Source organism: bacterium (assembly GCA_019695335.1).
In the GTDB taxonomy this organism is placed as follows: Bacteria; CLD3; CLD3; order SB21; family SB21; genus JABWBZ01.
In genome coordinates, this window is record JAIBAF010000065.1 from 1 (window position 1) to 20,211 (window position 20,211).

Genomic DNA, 20,211 nt, shown 5'->3' on the forward strand with positions numbered 1-20,211 from the left:
CCATGTTTTTTCTTGTTTTTCAACACCCGATTGACTATCTTCGCCGTAACTAATTGATTCTAAACGCTGTAGAAATTATTTTCAAATTCGTCACTGATCAATTTTTTAGATAAGTAATTAGAACTATAAAACTTTTTAACAATCGAATTAGGCAGAAATTTTAGAGAACTCTCAGTTTGTAAGGTCATAAACCAACATTGGGCCTTACTATTACGCACCCGGTGAACCCGGGACACTTTATACAAATTGTTCTTTGCAAAATCCGGATGATATTCAGGTGGGATTCATCCGTTTCGTTCTGCCCTATTCGTTCTGAATAGGATGACTGCATGAAGAAGGAAATTATTATCAATTCTACGGCGGCGGAGACTCGAATCGCCATCGTAGAAGACGAGCGACTGGTCGAAATTTTTGTCGAACGCCCCGAAAAAGAGCGCATGGTGGGCGATATTTATAAAGGCCGCGTCGCTAAGGTGCTCCCAGGAATGAAAGCCGCTTTTGTCAACGTAGGAATGAAACAAGACTCGTTCCTTCACTTCTCCGATATCGGCGATAATACCCACGAATACGCTGCGCTGGCCGACGACGACGAAAGCGATGAATTCGAGCAAACTCCAGCCAAACAAACAGCTCACCAAAAAGTCATTCATAATCATGACAGCCACGGGCGATTTTTACGCACCGGCCAGGAAATCCTTGTACAGATCATCAAAGAGCCTATTTATAACAAAGGCGCCCGCGTTACTTCCGAAATTTCCATTCCTGGACGTTTTACGGTTCTGATCCCCAACGATCCATCCGAAATGATCGGCATTTCTCGGAAAATTATCAATGTACCCGAACGAAAACGCCTGAAAAAACTTACGCGCGAAATCAAACCGCCGGGTTTCGGTGTGATCGTACGCACCAATGCCGAAGGCAAAGATGAAGAAGTTCTCAACAATGACATCCGTAATTGCCTCAACACGTGGCACGATATCGATCGCAAAGCTAAAAGTGTTCCGGCGCCCAATTTGGTCTATAAAGATATGGAAATGGTTTCCAGCGTCATCCGCGACCTCTTCTCCAATGACGTCACGCGTGTTTTGATCGATGACAAAAATTTACATCGTGCCATTTATAATTATATCTCTACGACGTCGCCGCAATTGCTCGACCGGATTGAATTATACAAAGAACGCCGGCCAATTTTCGATCTTTATAATATCGAACAGGATATTCAGCAAAGCATCGAAAAGAAAGTCATGCTCAAGAACGGTGGATATATTATCATCGAGCACACGGAAGCGCTTGTGTCCGTCGACGTCAATAGCGGCCGGTTTATGGGACGTGGATCGTATGAAGAAAACTCCATGGCGGTCAATATGATCGCCGCACGCGAAATCACGCGGCAATTGCGCCTTCGGGATATCGGCGGGTTGATCGTCATCGATTTTATCGATTTACATGACGACCGAAATAAACGGAAACTGTACGAAGAAATGAAACGCGAATTGCGCAAAGACCGCGCTAAATTTTCAATTCTGCCTATGGATGAATACGGTCTGATCGAATTGACCCGCGAACGCATCCGCCCGAGCATCATGTTTTCGCTTAGTGAGCCTTGTCCAGCTTGTTCAGGCACCGGACGCGTCGGGAATCGTACAACTCTGTTCAATAAAATTGATCGTTGGATGAGACGTTATAAGCAGAAACATAAGTTTTTCTCACGCCTTGAAATCATCGTTCATCCCGATGTGATCGATTTGATCGAGCTCAAAGCGCAGAAATTACGCTGGAAGTATTTTATATTTGCAACGGTCACCGGTGAAGAAGAAATGCGATTGGATGAATTCCATGTCATCAATTCAAAAGGCGATGACATTACCGAAACGCATACGGCGTGATGGACTGGATAGATATTATCGGTTGGGCTGGCAGTGCGCTCGTTATCACTGCGTATGCATTGATCACTTACAATAAGATTTCAGCCGGATCGATCTTGTATACAATATTTAATCTGTTAGGAAGTTTATTTCTGATTATTAATACGGTGCATTATCACGCTATGCCTTCGGCTTTCGTCAACGTCATTTGGCTTGGTATTGCAGCCTGGGCATTAGTCCGAATTTTGAATAACAGGAAAAAATAACTGGATGTTTCTCCATCCGACAACTATATACGGGCCTGTGCATTCCCGCCGATTAGGACCTTCATTGGGCATCAATTTGTTGCCGGGAAAGAGAAAGGTATGTAACTTCGAATGCATTTATTGTGAATGCGGATGGACCGACACAGCGATTAAAGACAACCTACCTACCGCATCAGAATTTGGAACCTCGTGCGAGAATAAATTAAAGTCGATGAAAGAATCCGGAGAAATATTGAATTATATTTCGTTTGCCGGTAATGGCGAACCGACCATGCATCCGGAATTTGATACGATCATCGATATGACATTGAAGCTTCGCCGGCAATATTATCCGGCAGCACGTATTGCTGTTTTTTCAAACGCGACGCGGTTACATCAGCCTCAGATATTTAATGCGCTAAAAAAAATTGACGACCGTATTCTAAAACTGGATGCAGGTACGGAAAGAATGTTTCAACTGATCGACATGCCCGATAAAGGAATTACTCTGGACTCTGTCATTAAGAATCTGTCAAAATTAGACGGCGATGTGACGATTCAAACGATGTTTTTGCGTGGCGAATTTCGCGGCGCTGTCATTGATAATACAACTGATCATGAGATTGACGCATGGATCGGACGGTTAAAAGATATCCATCCAAAAATGGTCATGCTATACAGCCTTGATCGGCAACCGTCCGCAGAGAATTTACAAAAAATATCCAAAACTGAACTGAAAGTTATTGAACAAAAAGTAATCGCTGCCGGTATCCCGGCAGAATCATTTTGAGCTTCGATTTGAATTAAAATACACGTTAGTGTTTATCAAGAAAGGTTTTCATGGAAGATACTCAATCAAAAAGTGACTTCCGAAAAGTTGCGATCAACAAAGTCGGTATAAAAAACATACAATACCCGATCGTGGTTACCAATCGCCGTGGCATTCGGCACAATACGGTCGGAACTTTTGCAATGTATGTCAATCTCCAGCATGATCAAAAAGGTACGCATATGAGCCGTTTCGTTGAAATTCTCAACGAATATAAAGGTAACATCAACCTGCAAACCGTCGAGAACATCATTGACATGATGAAAGAAAAGCTCGATGCGGAACAAGCCTTTCTACACGTGAGGTTTCCCTATTTTCTCGAAAAAGAAGCGCCGGTAACGCGCAGTAAAAGTTATATGAACTATGAGGTAAGACTGGACTGTAAAACTTTACGGGATACGGTTGATACCATTCTTGCGATTGATGTTCCGGTTACGACATTGTGCCCATGTTCGAAGTCGATCAGCGAATACGGTGCGCATAACCAACGCGGACTGGTGACGGTTTGTGTCCGTTTCCATGACCACGACTCGCAGCATCCAATGGACATCGACGATCTGATTCATTTGGTCGAACAAACTTCCAGCTGCGAAGTATTTGCCTTGCTTAAACGCGAAGACGAAAAATATGTCACTGAGCAAGCTTATGAAAACCCCGTCTTTGTGGAAGATCTGGTGCGCGATATTGCGCTGTCACTGTCTTCCGAAAAACGTATTTCGTGGTACAGTGTGGAAGTGACTAACTTCGAAAGCATTCATAATCATGACGCATACGCGTATATTGAACGCGATAAATCCAATTCGCTGCATGTCACGACGCTCGAATCAGCCAACGTGACCTCTGACTCGCACTCGTAAAGCAAACAGGAGCCTCATGCCGTATCGAACACTTATCCTCATTGTCTTTTTTATGCAGTTAAATTCAGTTACATCGTGCGATTTATTCAAATCCAAACCGGTATTCGACGGTGATTCCGCTATGCGGTATCTCGAGAAACAATGTTCATTCGGTCCCCGAAACCCCGGTTCTGAAGGCCATCAACAATGTTTAGAATACCTTACAGAAGAATTGAAAAAATATTGCGATAATGTATCGCAACAACATTTTTCGTATACCGATAAACGCGATACGGCTAGGAAGTTTCAAGGAACAAACCTGATCGCTTCAATCAATCTTCATCCAAAATCAAAAAAAAGAATCCTGTTGTGCGCACACTGGGATACGCGTCCGTGGGCCGATAAGGATCCGTTAAAAGAAAATCACGATAAACCGATTCTTGGAGCCAATGACGGTGCGTCTGGCGTGGCGGTGTTACTAGAAATGGCTCGTATTCTCAAACAACAACCGCCGGACGTAGGCATTGACATTATTTTGTTCGATATCGAAGATTATGGTGAACATAATGCCGAACTTTATCCTGATAGTCTGAATCCTTACTGCATTGGTTCACAATATTTCGCCAAAAATAACAAAAATTACTTTCCTACTTATGGTATTTTAATCGATATGATCGGCTCCAAAAGCCTCGACCTTCCTATCGAAGGTTTTTCCTACCAAAATGCCAAAGAAATTGTCAATAAAGTCTGGGACGCCGCGAAAAAACTTGAAAAACCTTCTTTCAGAAAAAGTATCGAGCAAAGTATTTACGACGATCATGTCCCTCTTCAACAAATCGGCATTCCGTGTATTGATATTATCGATATGAGCTATTTCGATACTTTTCATCATACATTGGCCGATACGCCCGATAAATGCAGCGCCGAAAGCCTGAAACAAGTCGGTGACGTACTCGTGGAGGTTTTGTATAATGAATGATCCCAATCCGTTTCGTATCCGTAAACAAGTCGGCCGATATTCGCTAAATCCTATCCAACGCGTTGTTGCACTGAATGAATTTTTGGAAAAAAATAATTTAATTTCTAAAGAGCCTAAAAATGAACTCATTCGAAGAGTTGTTGGTCCTTCTTACAAAAAATAAAATTAAGTTTGTAACCGTCGGAGGATTGGCTTGTGCGTTTAATGGCTTCGTACGCCCTACCGAAGACGTCGATATCTTGATTGATAATGAGGAATCCAATATTAACGAACTGATTCGGGTTCTTTCTGGATACCAGAAAGGCTATGCTCACGAATTAACACTAAAAGATTTTCCTGATGAAGAAGGATCAGTACGCATAATTGAATTATTCCCTATTGATATCTTTGTCAGAATGTCGGGATTTCGCTATCGAGATACTGAACCGCATATCAAATACTTTACTATTGAGAATCAAGACATCCCTTACCTGGATCGGGAGATGCTGGTTACTCTAAAATCCAATTCATTAAGGCCGCAGGATCAGTTAGACGTTCAAAAGCTTAAGAGTATAGGAGATGACTAAAATGTCTTACGAACATTTCCTTTTTGAAAAACAAAATCGGATCGCAGCGATTACCATCAATCGCCCGCCGATGAACGTGCTGCATATTCCTGCTATTTCAGAACTCAATCAGATTCTGGATGAAGTGATCAAAGACAATGCTATTCATTTTGTTTTGTTCAAGGGGGCCGGAGAGAAAGCATTTTCTGCCGGCGTCGACATCAAAGATCATACTTTGGATAAAGTCGAAAGTATGATCAAAAGCTTTCATCAAATTTTTCGTACGCTATATCGATCATCAAAACTTTCAGTCGCATCGGTCCACGGATACTGTCTGGGCGGCGGAATGGAGTTGGCGACGTTTTGCGATATCGTTATAGCGGCTGATAATGCTGTCTTCGGTCAACCGGAAATCAAGGTTGGTTGTTATCCACCAGTAGCGGCAGCTTTATTGCCACGGCTTATCGGCGCCAAACGTTCGTTCGAAATCGCCATGCTTGGTGAAACTTTTTCGGCACAACATGCATTGACAATGGGATTGGTCAATCAAGTCGTTCCGTATGACCAGCTTCAAAAAACAACAGACGAATGGATTGCAAAATTATCTAAGATGAGCGGTTCCGTATTGCATCATACAAAACGCGCTTTATTAGCCGGAATTGAACAATCGTTCGAGGCCGCTTTGGATAAAGCGGAAAATATTTATCTCAACGACCTTATTCGAACCGATGATCTTACTGAAGGTGTGCAAGCATTTATGGAAAAACGCAATCCTTCATGGAAACATCGCTAGAAAATTTTCTTTTCTAAGTCTTTCATGCAAAGCTCGTCAACGCGTGAAATGAAATTTTTATAAATTCCCGTCTTAATATTAACTCTACTTTTAAAAAGCATGCAATACCGGCTTATTCTATCATGGATAGTTTTCTTCCATGCGAGCATTGTAGCACAAAAACCGGAACTTGTAGTTCAAACCGGCCACACTAATCAAGTTACTTCCGTCGCCTTTAGTCCTGACGGCAAATTGGTTGCCAGCGGAAGTTGGGATTGGTCGGCAAAACTGTGGGATGCAGAATCAGGAAAAGAACTGCGTACTTACACTTCAAAAAACGTTTTTGCTGTAGCCATCAGTCCTGATGGAAAATGGTTAGTTGTAGCTGGAAGCGACACTACAGTTGCGGTCTACGATATTGCTGAAAATAAAAAAATCGCTTCGCTACCCGTGCAAACGATGGTTGCGTCACTGGCTTTCAGCCCTGACGGAAAAATCTTAGCGACCGGGCATGGATATCCGCTTTGGTATAAGCAACTCGTCGGCGTGGAATCGCAGGATAATGGTATCCGTTTGTGGAACACTGAAAATTTCTCACTTCTGCGTGAATTGCACGGTCCTACTCAGTTAACAACTTCTCTGGCATTCTCGCCTTCGGGCGATCGCCTTGCAAGCGCCGGAGAAGACAGTACGGTTCGCGTTTGGGATCCTGAATCCGGAACAGAATTAGTTAAAATTTCAGAGCACACTGACATAGTAAATTGCGTAGCCTTCAGCCCGAACGGCTATATTCTTGCGACTGGTTCCGATGATGAAACCATTCGTTTGTTCTATGTCCTTAATGGCCGCGAATTGACCGCACTCGAAAGCCCTGACGGAAAAATTCATACCGTACAATTTCATCCGGACGGTCACACTTTAGCCAGCGGAGGCGATAATGGCGTTATTCGGCTATGGAATCTGAGCCATGGTGAAATTTCTGAAACCGTCGGCATCCACGATGAAGCCGTAACTTCTCTTGAATTCAGCGCCGACGGAAATTCTCTCGTCAGCGGCAGTGCCGATCAAACGATTCGCATTTGGAACTTGAAAGACAACTCTGAAAAAATCGCGCTCACCGGGTACGCCGACGGCAACAACTCCATTGCTATCGACAAAAAAAATCAATTGCTCGCCCTTGGAAGCAAAGATCATTCTGTCAAATTATGGAATCTTCAGGAAGGTAAATTGCGAACGATCCTGAAAGGGCACCGGCAACCGGTATATCCCGTTGGTTTTGCGCAGAACGAGCGACTTTTGGTTAGCAGTGGATATGACTCGACGATCATCGTCTGGGATGTTGTCACGCGCAAAAAAGTTCGTACGATTCAAGCGCACACATCCATTGCGGCCATGGTTATCAATCGTTCGCAAAATTATGTGGCCGTTGCCGGCAACGACACGACGATCCGCGTCTACGATCTCAACTCAGGCAAACTGCGTCGTACATTGAAAGGTCATCAGCGTATTCTCTGGACATTAACGCTAACGCCTGATGAAAGCATGCTCGTAAGCGCCAGCTACGATCAAACCGTTAAATTCTGGGACGTGAGTTCCGGTCGTATTATTAAATCGCTTGTGGATTCGGGCGGTTCGAACGTCATTTGTTTTAGCCCCGATGGTAGTTTTCTTGCAAGCGGTACCGGAGTGATCTGGAATGTCAACACATTTGAACAAGCCGCCTACAATGCAACCTGGGCCAGCAACGGCGGTATGATGTTTAGCCCTGACGGTAAATGGCTTGCTATGGGCGATGACAGAATTGTGCGCATGATCGAAACCGGAACATGGAAAGAAGTTCGCCAATTAACCGGTCATACCAGTGTTATCAATGCGCTGACTTTCAGTACGGATGGCAAATATCTTTTTACGACCAGCACCGATGCACGAACCATTATCTGGGATTACAAAACCGGCGATCCGCTGATCAACCTGACGGCTATTGGCGAAAAAGATTGGGTTGCTGTAGCCACTGATGGACGATTCGATGGCACGCCGGACGGAATGAAGAAAATGCATTACGTTCAGGATCTGCATGTCATCCCGTTGGACGCCTTGTTTGAAAGGTTTTACACGCCCGATCTTTTGAAATCTGTTTTGCGTGGCGAAACGATGGCTCGAACGGTCGATATTTCAAAAGGTTTTTCATTGCCTCCTAAAGTAAAAATTGTACGGCCGTTCGATCATAGTATTGTCGAAAGCGAAGGAGCTGAAATTGAAATCGAAGTAACGGATGCAGGCGGTGGCATCGATGAAGTCCGGTTGTATCAAAACGGAAAACTGATCCCACAGGAACAAATTATAGATAAAAAAATTTCAAATGTCGGACGAAAACTAACCCTGACGTATTATGCACCGATGCTGGCCGGCAATAACACCTTTCAGGCGACCGCATTCAATAAAGAAAGAACGGAATCCAATCCTTTCGAACTATCGGTCGAACGCCAGTCTCTCGAAGCCAGTTCGAACCTTTACATGCTTGTCATCGGGATCAATCAGTATAAAAATGCCAATTATACCTTGAACTATGCACGGCCGGACGCTCAGGCTTTCGTCAAAGCCATTGAAACGACCGGCAAAACGATCTTCAAACAAATTTTGAAATATGAGATTTACGATGCGGACGCCAATCGCATAAACATCGAAGCTGCTTTACAAAAAATTGCAGAGATGGCCAAACCTGAAGATGCTTTTATATTCTATTATGCAGGACACGGCGTCATGAGCGAAGGTAGTCAAGTTTCGCCAACCGAATTTTATCTCGTACCAAATGATGTAATAAAATTGTACGGCGACGACGAAGGCTTATTGAAAAAAGGTATTTCCGCACAACGGTTAAAAGAAGTTTGCACGAATATCAAAGCACAAAAACAAGTAGTAGTTCTTGATGCATGCCAGTCAGGCGGTGCGGTACAGGCGTTTTCGACCCGCGGCGCAGCCAATGAAAAAGCTATTTTACAATTAGCGCGAAGCGCCGGTTTGGTCGTCCTTTCGGCAACGGGCACCGAACAGTTTGCCGCAGAATTTGGACAACTTGGTCACGGCGTTTTTACCTTTGCTATCTTAAAGGGATTAAACGGCGATGCAGACGGCGGAACTAAAGATGGCAAAATAACGGTGAAAGAATTGGAGGCTTATCTCAACGACCGTGTACCCGAACTTACAAAAAAATACCGCGGTACAGCTCAATATCCCAATAGCTATGCGCGCGGCCAGGACTTCCCTATTGGCGTGGTAAAATAAGTTCTAAAATTTTGCAAACGAGACAATGTTTTTTTAAATTAAATCAGTTATTACATGTCCCACATTCCAAGAGGAGAGTACTATGAAAACGTTAGCGTTCATTTTGGCAACGTTGTTAGCCACTGGCACTTTTGCTCAAGACGTCAAGTGGGCTGACGACGAATATAATCTGGGTAAAGATTTATACAAACAAGGAAAATATTACGAAGCGGAATCGCATCTGAACAATGCCATTCGCGTATACAAAGACAAAGGAGATAAAAAATACGAACTGTATGCTTCCGAACAACTCGCTCAAGTGTTTAACAAAACCGGCCGATATGATGAGGCGATTTCCCTGAATTTCCAATTGCTCGCAATGGCCAGTTCCCTCAACGATCTCTCCGGCGTCGGCCTGGCCAACAACCGCCTCGGCGTCAATTATTACAATAAGGGTGATTATTCGTCGGCCGCTATTTATTATCAAGCCGCTTTAGCGCAAAGCCGTCAAAGTAGCAAAACTGAAGATATTAAAATCGATCTGAAAAACCTTGTTGACGTTTACAACAAGCTTGGAAAATATGATGAAGCCAATAAGTATCAAAACGAGATCGATCAATTAAACAGCGGCAGCGGATACAAAGACTACGGCGCCCAAACCGGTTATAATAACAATCCGAATCAAATGTCAGTGCAAGATGCCGACAATCTGAAAAAAGCCGGCGAAGATAAAATGACGGCCGGCAATTACAACGAAGCTTTGCAGGATTTGCAAACCGCTTTACAAGTATACCAAATTCACAATGATGAAAGCTTTCAGAAACTAACACAGGAAAAAATCAGTCGTTGTCACTATTATCTCGGTCATTATCAGGAAGCCATGAACAGCGCTTATCAGGCTTTGTCGATGGCACAGCAAACAAACGATTCATATGGACAAGGCGTGGATTATAATACGATCGGAATGAGCCAGTATTACATGGGCCAGCAACAGGAAGCCATGAATAATTTCATGACAGCCTATTCATTCAATAGCATGGAAGGCAGTTCAAAAACCGAACTCAAAACTACGGCGTATTTCCTTTCCATGATTTATAAAAATATGGGCAATTATAACGCCGCTATGCAGTATGAACAGCAATACAACTCACTTCAATCGCAAGGCTATTAATTAAGTTTACGGCACACCTAGCGGCGCATCTTCCCGGGTGCGCCGCTAAAATTCATTTCACTACCGCACTCCACATTTGATTTTGCAAAATTCTCCGTTTCTATCTATATTAACCCGCTTTTAACTATCACGATCTTTTCAAGTTATGATCAAATTTGCTTCGCCTTATTTTTTCTACCTGCTGGCGCTAATCCCACTGCTTTTTATTTTTTACCTTTACAGACTGCGTCATAAAGAACGCCAAATAAAGGCTTTTGGCGATGCAGAATTGATCGAACAACTGACGGCCTCCCGCAGCCTCACAAAAGTCCGCATCAAAACGATCTTTCTATTCTCGTCTATAGGATTGCTAATTCTAGCACTCGTTGGATTCGAGATCGGAACCAAGTACGAGCAGGTAAAAATCGAAGGTGTTGATATCGTCTTGGCTCTTGACATTTCGGCTTCTATGAATGCGCAAGATATTCAGCCGAGCAGAATTGAAAAAGCAAAATTCGAGATCGGATCGTTGCTGGAAATGCTGGGCGGAGACCGCGTCGCATTAGTCGTATTTGCAGGAAATGCTTTCATTCAATGTCCCATGACAAATGACTACAGCGCGCTGCACATGTTTCTCGATGCAATTGAAACAGGCACCACGACGTCCGCCGGAACAAATTTTACCGATGCGTTACAGACAGCCGCTCAAGCATTTATTCGCCATGAGGGCGAGCCAGCCGGCTCATCGGCAGGCAAAGCAATCATACTTTTTTCAGATGGCGAGGATCATAGTACTGACGCTTCTACGATGATAAAGAGTCTGCAGGAACAGAACATCCGGGTGTACACGGTGGGCGTCGGGACATCCAATCCTGTTCCGATTCCGGTCTACGACGATCAAGGTAACCAATATGATTATAAAAAATACAATGGTTCGGTAGTTACAACTAAATTAGAAGATGCCTTTCTTAAAAAGCTCGCTGAAGAGACTGGAGGCGCTTATTATCCGGTATCGACCGGCGGGCAGACGATGAAAAAAATTTACGACGACGTATCAAAACTCGAAAAAACCGAATCATCCCAATATCAATTCACTCAGTTTGAAGATCGTTTTCAATTCTTCCTGGTTATCGCGTTTATCTTACTGACTATCGAAATAGTTGTCTCAGAAAAACGAAAAATATAGATACTATGGCTTCCTTTGAATGGGCTAATCCTTACTTTCTCTTACTCATTGCCGCTTTGCCGATCGTGTGGTTTTGGAATTGGAAGAAGAAACGCGCGGCCGCCGTTCAATATTCACATATTGGATGGTTAGGAACTGTTCGACCGTCCTTTCGCCAGAAGGCCGCCACTCTGTTACCGTGGCTCAAATTAATAGCCATGGCGCTCGTCATTTGCGCATTAGGGCGGCCCCGCACCAAAGACGCTCAATCCAAAGTAACCGCAGAAGGTATCGACATTATTCTCGCTATCGACGTTTCACGCAGTATGCTGATCGAGGACATGGGAAAAGCAAACCGGCTTGATGCTGCTAAGGAAGTAGCCGAACGATTCGTTCGTGGACGAGAAACGGATCGTGTCGGATTGGTCGTATTCGCCGGGAAAAGTTTTACCCAATGTCCATTAACGGTAGACTATTCTATCCTAACGTCACTTATACGGCAGGTAGACATCGGTATGATCGAAGACGGCACGGCGATCGGTATGGGTTTAGTCAATTCGATCAACCGTTTACGTGAAAGTAAAGTGAAAAGCAAAGTCATTATCCTTCTCACGGACGGTCAGAATAATCGCGGCGAAATCGATCCCATTACTGCCGCTCAAATTGCCAAGGCGCTGGGCATTCGCGTCTATACGGTCGGAGCCGGCAAAGACGGAGTAGCGCGTATTCCCGTTGACGATCCCTTTTTTGGAAGGCAATACGTAACCGCCGAAGTTAAAATCGATGAAGAAACGTTGCGAACCATTGCGGAAACCACCGGTGGCCAGTATTTTCGCGCCACCAGTCAAAAAATGCTCGAAGACATTTACGATCAGATCGGGCAATTAGAAAAAACGCGTATTGAAGTTAAAACGTATTTACGCTATCACGAATTGTACCCCTATTTCGTCATTCCCGCTTTAATTATTCTGACTGTTTATTTTATACTGTTGAACACTGTGTTTATGAAAATTCCATGAAAAAGGATACACCACATAATTTTGAAAACCGTTTTTTAAATCATTGCCGCACAAAACGTTTTTTCAAAAAACGTTCGCGCATTTTGCTGGCGGTTTCCGGCGGAATCGATTCCATGGCTTTGGCTCATCTTTTTCTTTTATTAAAAAACGACTTTCATCTTGGCATCGCGCACCTTCATCACGGTTTGCGCGGAAAACAAGCCGACAATGATCAGAAATTTGTCAAACAATTCGCCGAATCCAATCATCTCGAATATTTTACTGAACGCGTCAATGCACTCACCTATTCCAAAAAGCATAAGACTTCTGTTGAGGAATCATGCCGGATATTACGATATGATTTTTTAGAACGCGTGGCCCAGCAAAATGGTTATGACAAAATTGTTACCGCACACCATGCTGACGATCAAGCTGAAACGGTTTTACTCCGTCTGATCAAAGGAACCGGTTGGACTGGTTTGACAGGGATTCGTGAATCGCGGGGTATATATGTTCGTCCTCTGCTTGTTTTTTCAAAGGAAGAACTTCAATCCTATGCCAAGTCCAAGCGAATTAAATATTGTATGGATATTACCAATCGCGATACGCGTTTTTTGCGGAACAGAATTCGCCATCGGTTAATGCCTTTATTAAAAACTCACTATGACCCGCAAATTGAAAAGCATCTTCGTCAATTAAATGTCATCGCTACTGATACGGAAGCGTGGATGCGACATGATGCCAAACGGCTTTTTAAGCGCATTTGCAAGCAGTCGGACGGGAAAATTACCCTTGAAATTGATCGCTTTAAGAGGTATTTTGCGTCCCAACAGTTTGGTATTCTCTCGCTTATCGGTAAAGCCTTATCCGTCGAATTTGATTTTGACGACATTACGCGGATAACGGATTTGATTCGAGGCCAGAGCGGAAAAAAATTACTCTTTGGAAAATGGCTTTGCTTGCGATTGCAGAATACTCTTGTTTTTCAGCCACGACTTACGACCGCAACTCAGGGGAAGAAAATTGTCACGGTCGGCAAAACACAGATTTTTAATAATTGGACATGCCGGATAACGGAATTGCTTTCCAAGCAGTTTAAAAAAGTAAAACTTGGGCGCGATCCTTACGTAGAATATGCCGATGCTGACGCTATCAATGGATCCATTTCCTTGCGTTTTTGGCAGAACGGCGACTACTTTTATCCATTGGGTATGGAGAAATCTAAAAAATTAAGCGATTTCTTCATCGACGAAAAAATTTCAATACCGGATAAGCAAACGCGGCCGATTCTCTATGAGCACAAAAACGGACGCGATCATATTATCTGGATTTGCGGGCTTCGGCTCGACAATCGGTATAAATTAACTTCCGCTACTCAACGTATTTTAAAATTGGAATGTCGACGGAATGAACAACACGATTAAAGCCGATGGTCATGTTTTTACGGTAATGATCTCTGACGAGCAAATCCGAAACGAAGTTCGCCGCCTCGGCCGTGAAATTACCAACGACTTCCAAGACAAAAATCCCATTTTTGTCGGGATTCTCAATGGTTCTTTTTTATTTGTTGCCGATCTGATTCGAGAAGTCAATACGGAATGTGAAATCGACTTTCTGAAAATCGGAAGTTACGGGGATCACATGCATTCCAGCGGCAGCATTCGTCTCGATAAAGATGTGAGCGCTAAGCTCAAAGGACGCCACGTGATTGTTGTTGAAGATATTATCGATTCAGGTTTATCCGTTACGTATATCAAAAATCATTTGGATAAAATGGAGCCGGCCTCGTTACGTTTTGCAACCTTGCTGTTAAAGAAAGAAAAAGCAAAAGTCGACTTCCCTATTCATTATGTCGGGTTTGAGATCGGCAACGAATTCGTCATAGGTTACGGATTGGATTACGCCCAGCGTTTCCGGCATTTAAAAGACATTTATGTTACCAAGAGTTAAAGGAGCACGCCTTTGAGCGAAAATAAAAACACAGAAATGAGCGAAAATAAAAAAAATAAATCCAAACGGCCTGCCGCTAAGCGCCCCCGTCCCAACCAGGAAGGCGGATCAGGATTCAAAAATTCGTTTGCAACGTTTTTTATATGGCTCGCAATCTTTGCGGCATTTTTCTTTTTGTATCAGATGATCTCATCCGGTAATGAAAAACTTGTTGAACTCACCTATTCGCAATATCAGGAGTTATTGAATCAGGATAAGATCAACAGCGTTCATATTACGGAAAACGAATTACGCGGTACTCTGAAAGAAGAATCGATCGCCTATGTCGACGGACGTTCCGTGAAGTATTCACAATTTAAAATCTACTTGCCGTTTGTCGACAGTAAAATGATCGAAGATTGGCGCGCAAAAAATATCGGCATTGAGTTCTCGAAAAAAGGAACGGACTTTTCGACCATTTTCATTCAAATGCTTCCTTGGTTAGTGGCAATCGGTATTTTTATTTTTATTCTTCGCCGGATGCAGGGCGGCGGCACCGGTTCAAAAAATATTTTTACTTTCGGAAAAAGCCGTGCCCGCATGTCGACTGAAAAAGATACCAAAGTCACATTCATCGATGTGGCCGGATGCGATGAAGCCAAACAGGAATTACAGGAAATTGTCGACTTCCTGAAAGATCCGGATCGTTTCACCAAAGTTGGCGGACGCATCCCCAAAGGTGCTTTATTACTAGGACCTCCGGGAACCGGAAAAACTTTGTTAGCGCGAGCCGTCGCCGGTGAAGCAGGCGTTCCGTTTTTTTCGATCAGCGGCGCTGATTTTGTCGAAATGTTTGTCGGTGTTGGTGCATCGCGTGTACGCGATCTTTTCGATCAGGCTAAACGCAGCCAGCCATGTATAATTTTTATTGATGAAATCGATGCAGTCGGACGTTCACGCGGAGCCGGCTTGGGCGGTGGTCACGATGAACGCGAGCAGACACTGAACCAGCTTTTGGTTGAAATGGACGGCTTCGATTCCAATGAAGCAATTATTTTGCTTGCTGCGACCAACCGACCGGACATCCTCGATTCAGCATTGCTCCGGCCGGGACGGTTCGATCGCCAGGTCGTCGTGGATCAACCCGACGTCAAAGGCCGTGAAGAAATTCTGAGAATTCACACCAAAAAAATTCATCTCAGCCAAAATGTGAATTTAGAAAAAATTGCAAAAGGTACGCCCGGATTGTCGGGAGCCGACCTTGAGAATCTCGTCAATGAAGCCGCGCTGCTTGCAGCAAGAAGAAATTCGGATATTGTTGAAAATATCGATTTCGAAAATGCAAAAGATAAAGTTATGATGGGCGTGGAACGAAAGAGCCTTGTCATCTCTGAAAAAGAAAAACGGATGGTGGCCTATCATGAAGCCGGACATGCCCTTGTTGCCCGATTGCTGCCCGACTCCGATCCCGTACATAAAGTTACCATTATCCCTCGCGGACGTGCTTTGGGTCTGACACACTACTTGCCCACGGATGATCGGCACATGTATTCAAGAACGTATATCCAAACGACGTTGATACATCTTATGGGCGGACGTGCCGCTGAAAAAATTATCTTCGATCACCTGACGACCGGAGCCGGCAATGATATCGAACGCGCTACATCCGTCGCCCGAAAAATGGTATGCGAATGGGGAATGAGCGACCTCGTCGGACCTGTTGCATTCGGTAAAAAAGAAGAAGAAGTTTTTCTCGGACGCGATATCGCAACGTCTAAGAATTACAGCGAAGAAACAGCCGTCATTATCGATAAAGAAATTCAAAAAATTGTCCGTGAGGCTGAAAATAAAGCCGTCGATTTAATTCGCGAAAATATCAATTACCTTCATGCCATTGCGAATGCTTTAATCGAGCGTGAGACTATTGATACCGACGATCTTGATTTAATCATGGCCGGACAAGCTCTCAAACCTCTCGAGCAGGAAAATGGTGAGCAAAAAACCCCTGTCTCTTAGATTTCTTATTCAAACGGAGATTTTTGGTCATAAGGATGCATGAACGACAGTGATGCATCCTTATTCTTTATTATAACGAAGGTTCTGTATGCAATCGATTATTCGTTTTTTGTCCGGCGAAGTTCCTGGTGGTATTTTTTTTCTATTGACGATTTGCGGTATCATTCTTTTTATCGCTAATTATCTCCGTAAACATTCAGAAATCATTGATAAACGAAAACTGCGAAACGCGACGTTAGCGCTCATTGGCTTTTTGTGTTTTACGTATGCGATTGTTCGTCTGGCACGGCCTCCCAAACCCATTCAGATTCACGTTGCAATTTTTCCTTTTGAATTTCGGGATAATACCGGATCGCATCGTCTGCATGCGTACCAGGGATTAGGCTGGGGCATGGCCGAAATGGCCACGCGTATCGGTGAAATGCAATCACCTCCGCACCTGACATTCCTCAGACCTGAATGGATTACCGGTTCGTTCGGCGAAGATTCTACCGCAAAGTTTTCGCAATTGGATTCATCGAAATTGCTATCGTGGGCCAATTTACTAGGCATCGATTACGTTGCGGCGGGATCTTTTGAAATTAAAGATCAACATGCTATTCTTGACGTACACATTTATAATTCAGCTGAACATGGGCTGATCCGATCGTTCCAGTACGACCTCCCGCTCACATCCGAATGGACGCCTCGAGCCAAAGAATGTGCAACCGAATTGATTCAATTTTTCTATCAAGAAACTGACTACAAATTTAATCCAACGGCTATTGAAGCTGACCTCTACAATACGCCATCGCTCATGCCTTATTTCCAGGGACAACTTTTAATGTCCGTCTACCGTTACGAAGATGCGCTCAGTGCATTTCAGGAGGCGTTGAAAGCTGACAGTTCTTCTTTGCTGGCTTGGTACGGAACAGGTTTAGCGTACGGAGAATTGTCGACGCGTACTAATGACGATCAACTCAGGAAGAATTATCAGGCACGTATGGAATATCACCTTAAACGCGCAGGCCAATTGGATGAAAAATTCGAACCTGCTTACACGGCATTAGCCGATTTTTATATGTCTATAAAGCCTGAGCCGCGTTACCTGGATGCCGAATTTGCCCTCATCGCCGCTCACACTCTTTACGACCGCGATTACCTGATCTACGATCTGCTTAGTTATATGCAAAAGATTCGTTGGGAATCCTTTAATCTTAAAACCAAGGAAGAAATTCTTAAAAAGGCCATTGCCGCTAATCCGGCAAGTTTTTATTCCTATCTGGCGTTGGGAAAATATTACATCGATCTGAGCCGCCCCAACGATCACTTTTCTCAATTGGCGCTTAATAATTTTCTCATTGCACAAAAACTCAGGCCTAATGACATCGATGCTACACTCGGTTTAGTAACGGCTTACGATCATCTGAATTATTTTGATCCGGCCATTACTTTGTTAAACCGGGCATCACAAATTAATCCTGATAATGCTGAAGTGTACTACAGTCTTGGCATTCTGTATTTTCATGTTGCCGGAAAATACAAGGCAAAAAAACAAACACGCGAGGAATTGGCCCAATATCCGACCGCAGAAATGTATTTTAAAAAAGCCCTTCAGATAAAAAATTATCCCTACGTGTATCTGTATCTCGGTAAAATTTACGAAGTGCAAAATAAACGTGACGAAGCAATAGCTGCATTTCGTGCAGCAATGAAGCTACTCGATCGCGACGACCCATACCGGGAAGAAGCGCGTAAAAAATTACGGGAATATTTCCCGGATGCTGAATGAACGATTTCTATTCTTTGTTACGCACCCGTATATTTTATATGGGCATCCTTAATGTAACGCCCGATTCCTTTTCTGACGGTGGAAAATTCGACTCGTTGGGAAAAGCCTATGCCCAAGCCGTACGACTGAAAGCAGATGGCGCAGATATTATTGACGTCGGCGGCGAATCGACGCGTCCAGGTTCGGACTCTGTTCATGTTGACGTAGAATTGGAACGTACAATACCGGTGATTGAAAAAATTTCACATAATCTGGATGTTCTGATTTCCATTGATACTAATAAGTCAAAAGTTGCCGAAGCCGCGCTGAAAGCCGGTGCGCATATCGTCAACGATATCAGCGGGCTGACGTTTGACCCCGATATAGCGGCAGTAACCGCCCGTCATGATGCCGCTCTTGCTGTCATGCACATGAAAGGCTCTCCGAAAACCATGCAAGAAGATCCTCGGTATGACAATGTCGTCAAAGAAGTTAAAGATTTTCTCGTACAAGCAGCTCAAAAAGCTCTCAAAGCGGGCGTCAAAAAAATTATTGTCGATCCGGGTTTTGGATTTGGTAAAAGACTTCAGGATAACTATATTTTACTGAAAGAATTGGAATCGTTTAAAGAATTAGGATGGCCGTTGTTGATCGGAACCTCGCGTAAAGCATTTACCGGAAAATTATTCGGCGCACCTCCCGATGATCGGCTAGAAGGAACCATCGCTACGAATATTCTGGCGGCTTTGAAAGGCGCCGATATTTTACGAGTTCACGACGTCAAAGCCGTTCGGCGTGCCGTCGATCTCGCAATGACTATTGAAAATGCAGAATAATATGCAAACAGAACTTTTTAAAATATGGTTTGTGCCCGTCACGGTGCTGGATATTTTCGATATACTGGCCGTTACGGTGATTTTTTATAAAGCGTATTTGGTCATTCAAGGTACGACGGCGTCGCGCATGTTGATGGGCCTGATTCTGATTTTAGTTTTATCCGTTGCTGTCCAAGCTTTGAATATGAGCGGCATGATCTGGCTGGTCGATCAGATCCGAACCGTGTGGGTCATTGCTTTCGTCATTATTTTTCAACCTGAATTACGCCGGATGTTGTTTTCTTTCGGCCAGAGCGGTTTGCTTCGGAATATTATCAAACTTGGGATTCCGGATTATGTGAACGAAGTTGTCAAGGCTTGTGAATTTCTGGCGAAACGGCGGAACGGAGCGATTATTGTTTTGGAGAGAACCACGGGATTGCGTAATATTATCGAAACTGGATTGATGTTACAGGCTCAGGTTTCTCAACAATTGTTATTGTCTATTTTCAATCCGCGTTCTCCCTTGCATGATGGCGCCGTGGTCATCGAAAACGATCAGATCGAAGCCGCAAAATGTTTATTACCTCTCAGTCAGAATCCTTATATCGAATCTTCGCTAGGCACCAGACATCGCGCCGCAGTTGGTTTGTCGGAACAAACGGATGCTATTATATTGGTGGTGTCGGAAGAAACCGGAAAAATTTCAGCAGCCTATAAAGGCATTTTGCATCGCAATCTGACCCCGACTGAATTGCGGAACTTTATTGAAGAAGTCATCTCTTCAGGCAAAACCAAAGGTTTGTGGCGGAAAATCAAACGCCAAAAATCCAGGATTCTTGAGCCATCAGAAAATTAAGACCGAAACATGCTGATTTATGTACAAGTGTGAGTAGACCCAAAGCCGCCATGGCTTTTGAAATATTGTATCGACAATTTATCAAAATTAGAACTCTTGAAACCAGACAATTTCAGATGAATCCCTGCAATTTCAGCTGTGGGGATTTTTTTTAACGTTATTAAGGAAATCATGAAGCGACAATGGCTTATTGTTTG

At 43.7% G+C, this 20,211-nt stretch carries 17 protein-coding genes; all 17 read left to right on the top strand.

Going from position 1 to position 20,211, the window contains the following annotated elements; translation table 11 throughout:
* The first annotated feature begins 329 nt into the window (after positions 1-329).
* The 17 genes from K1X84_13875 to cdaA all read left to right on the top strand — a co-directional run bounded on the left by K1X84_13875 (position 330) and on the right by cdaA (position 20,014).
* The gene (locus K1X84_13875; protein ID MBX7152714.1) at positions 330-1,886 is read left to right on the top strand and encodes an Rne/Rng family ribonuclease; all 1,557 of its coding nucleotides are present in this window, start codon (positions 330-332) and stop codon (positions 1,884-1,886) included.
* On the top strand, positions 1,883-2,131 hold the full coding sequence (locus tag K1X84_13880) for a hypothetical protein (protein MBX7152715.1): 249 nt from the start codon (positions 1,883-1,885) through the stop codon (positions 2,129-2,131). Before K1X84_13875 ends, K1X84_13880 begins: the two co-directional genes overlap by 4 nt.
* Positions 2,132-2,135: 4 nt before the next feature.
* Complete coding sequence (locus K1X84_13885) at positions 2,136-2,900, top strand: radical SAM protein (protein ID MBX7152716.1); 765 nt, start codon at positions 2,136-2,138, stop codon at positions 2,898-2,900.
* A gap of 50 nt (positions 2,901-2,950) precedes the next feature.
* A complete protein-coding gene (gene folE2, locus K1X84_13890) occupies positions 2,951-3,796 on the top strand; it encodes a GTP cyclohydrolase FolE2 (protein MBX7152717.1) in 846 nt (281 codons plus the stop codon).
* A 16-nt stretch (positions 3,797-3,812) separates the two neighbouring features.
* Positions 3,813-4,754, top strand: coding sequence for a M28 family peptidase (locus K1X84_13895; protein MBX7152718.1), 942 nt, complete (start codon positions 3,813-3,815; stop codon positions 4,752-4,754).
* A 119-nt stretch (positions 4,755-4,873) separates the two neighbouring features.
* Positions 4,874-5,320, top strand: coding sequence for a hypothetical protein (locus K1X84_13900; GenBank protein MBX7152719.1), 447 nt, complete (start codon positions 4,874-4,876; stop codon positions 5,318-5,320).
* 1 nt (position 5,321) lies between these two features.
* Positions 5,322-6,092, top strand: a complete 771-nt coding sequence (locus tag K1X84_13905) for an enoyl-CoA hydratase/isomerase family protein (protein ID MBX7152720.1) — start codon at positions 5,322-5,324, stop codon at positions 6,090-6,092.
* 99 nt (positions 6,093-6,191) lie between these two features.
* Positions 6,192-9,353, top strand: a complete 3,162-nt coding sequence (locus K1X84_13910) for a caspase family protein (GenBank protein MBX7152721.1) — start codon at positions 6,192-6,194, stop codon at positions 9,351-9,353.
* 82 nt (positions 9,354-9,435) lie between these two features.
* Entirely contained in the window at positions 9,436-10,503 is a 1,068-nt protein-coding gene (locus K1X84_13915; protein ID MBX7152722.1) for a tetratricopeptide repeat protein, read from the top strand.
* 145 nt (positions 10,504-10,648) lie between these two features.
* Positions 10,649-11,668, top strand: coding sequence for a VWA domain-containing protein (locus K1X84_13920; protein MBX7152723.1), 1,020 nt, complete (start codon positions 10,649-10,651; stop codon positions 11,666-11,668).
* 5 nt (positions 11,669-11,673) lie between these two features.
* Entirely contained in the window at positions 11,674-12,666 is a 993-nt protein-coding gene (locus K1X84_13925; GenBank protein ID MBX7152724.1) for a VWA domain-containing protein, read from the top strand.
* Complete coding sequence (gene tilS / locus K1X84_13930) at positions 12,663-14,069, top strand: tRNA lysidine(34) synthetase TilS (GenBank protein MBX7152725.1); 1,407 nt, start codon at positions 12,663-12,665, stop codon at positions 14,067-14,069. The genes K1X84_13925 and tilS overlap by 4 nt, the downstream gene beginning before the upstream one ends.
* Positions 14,053-14,595 carry a hypoxanthine phosphoribosyltransferase gene (gene hpt / locus K1X84_13935; GenBank protein MBX7152726.1) on the top strand — a complete coding sequence of 181 codons (543 nt, stop codon included), beginning with the start codon at positions 14,053-14,055 and terminating at the stop codon, positions 14,593-14,595. The genes tilS and hpt overlap by 17 nt, the downstream gene beginning before the upstream one ends.
* Before the next feature lie 36 nt (positions 14,596-14,631).
* A complete protein-coding gene (gene ftsH, locus K1X84_13940; protein ID MBX7152727.1) occupies positions 14,632-16,590 on the top strand; it encodes an ATP-dependent zinc metalloprotease FtsH in 1,959 nt (652 codons plus the stop codon).
* A gap of 88 nt (positions 16,591-16,678) precedes the next feature.
* On the top strand, positions 16,679-18,361 hold the full coding sequence (locus tag K1X84_13945; protein ID MBX7152728.1) for a tetratricopeptide repeat protein: 1,683 nt from the start codon (positions 16,679-16,681) through the stop codon (positions 18,359-18,361).
* A gap of 38 nt (positions 18,362-18,399) precedes the next feature.
* Complete coding sequence (folP, locus tag K1X84_13950) at positions 18,400-19,176, top strand: dihydropteroate synthase (GenBank protein MBX7152729.1); 777 nt, start codon at positions 18,400-18,402, stop codon at positions 19,174-19,176.
* 1 nt (position 19,177) lies between these two features.
* Positions 19,178-20,014 carry a diadenylate cyclase CdaA gene (gene cdaA, locus K1X84_13955; protein ID MBX7152730.1) on the top strand — a complete coding sequence of 279 codons (837 nt, stop codon included), beginning with the start codon at positions 19,178-19,180 and terminating at the stop codon, positions 20,012-20,014.
* Positions 20,015-20,211: the final 197 nt, after the last annotated feature.